1 protein-coding gene is annotated in these 1,407 nt (G+C 48.7%); it reads left to right on the forward strand.

The features are described from left to right. Positions 1 to 1,407, forward strand: a 1,407-nt coding sequence (locus R7Q47_RS24465) for a DUF3971 domain-containing protein (protein ID WP_318089825.1), incomplete at both ends; no start/stop codon positions are given.

Here is a 1,407-nt window from a genome sequence, read left to right on the forward strand (position 1 = left end):
TATTGCTGCGCCAGTTTGAAGACTTCACCATTACGAATTCACGCGTCTGGTACAAATCGGTATCGGGCGAAACTCGTCGACTCGATATTGAACAGCTTCGCTGGAGTAACCAAGGCAAACGTCACTTGGCGGAAGGCACAGTCAGTATTGCAGACGCTAGCCTGAGTTCACTGTTAGTAAATGCTAACTTTAAAGACCATGGTTCGCTGCGTGATGTGTCTGGTGAGTTTTACGTGAGTGCGCAAGATGTCTCGGTAACGCCTTGGCTTACCACTTACATGCAAGAAGAGTCGGGTGCGGAGTCTGGCAAGGTCAGTTTGAATACCTGGCTGACTCTCAAACACAGCCAACCTAATTATGCGTACGTGGAGCTGCAACCGTCTGAGCTCGTATGGAATGAAAATGGCCGCCATGAACTGTTTATCGAATCGGGAGTGTTTAAGCTCTTGCCTGATAAGCAAGGTTGGAAAGTAAATGGTCACTCACTTCAAATTCGCACCGATGACAAATCCTGGCCTGAACTTGATGCGGCTTTTGATTGGCAACCAGATGGCTGGAAGCTCAATCTTTCTCAGCTCGACATTGAGGCGCTGATTCCACTCGTTAAGCTCGCGCCGGAATCGGAATCAACCAGTGACTTACTCAATAAATTAGCGCCGAAAGGTCGTGTTGAAGACATTCGTTTAGCCATGAATGGTGGCTTAGATACGCTGCGTTATTCGGCAGACCTCGATGAGTTAGCTATGACTCAATGGGAACTGTTGCCGGGCTTTCAACATGTGCAAGGCAGCGTTGCGGGTGACTTGAAGCAAGCGAAAGCGAAAGTCACGGTCATTGATGATGTTTTCCCGTACGGGGATGTATTCCAAGCCCCATTGAACATCAAGCAAGGCGAAGTCGACATCATCTGGCAGCAAGATGAGACAGGTTGGCGTTTGTGGTCGGATAAAGTCACGGCTGCGACTCCGGACCTTCAAGTGTTGGGCGCATTTCGACTCGATTTCCCTAAAGAGCAAAGCCCATTCCTATCGTTTTATGCTGAGGCGGATCTCTACAACGCTGGTGAAACTTGGCGTTACTTGCCAACCTTGGCATTAGGTCAAGATCTGACGGATTACCTATCAACCGCCATTCAAGGCGGTAAAGTAAATACGGCCAAATTGCTGTGGTATGGCGAGTTAGGAGATTTTCCTTACAAAGAGCACAACGGCATGTTTCAGGCATGGGTTGGCTTAAAAGACGCGAAATTCAGTTTTGATACTGCGTGGCCAACCATTACCGACTTGCAGCTTGATCTATTGTTTGAAAACGACGCCATGTATCTGGATTCCAAATCGGCGACGTTAAATGGCGTTCACGCTAAACGCATCACGGGGCGCATTCCGGAGTTGGCTGAAGATGGCCATA

The sequence above is a fragment of the Vibrio sp. Vb0349 genome, assembly GCF_033338975.1.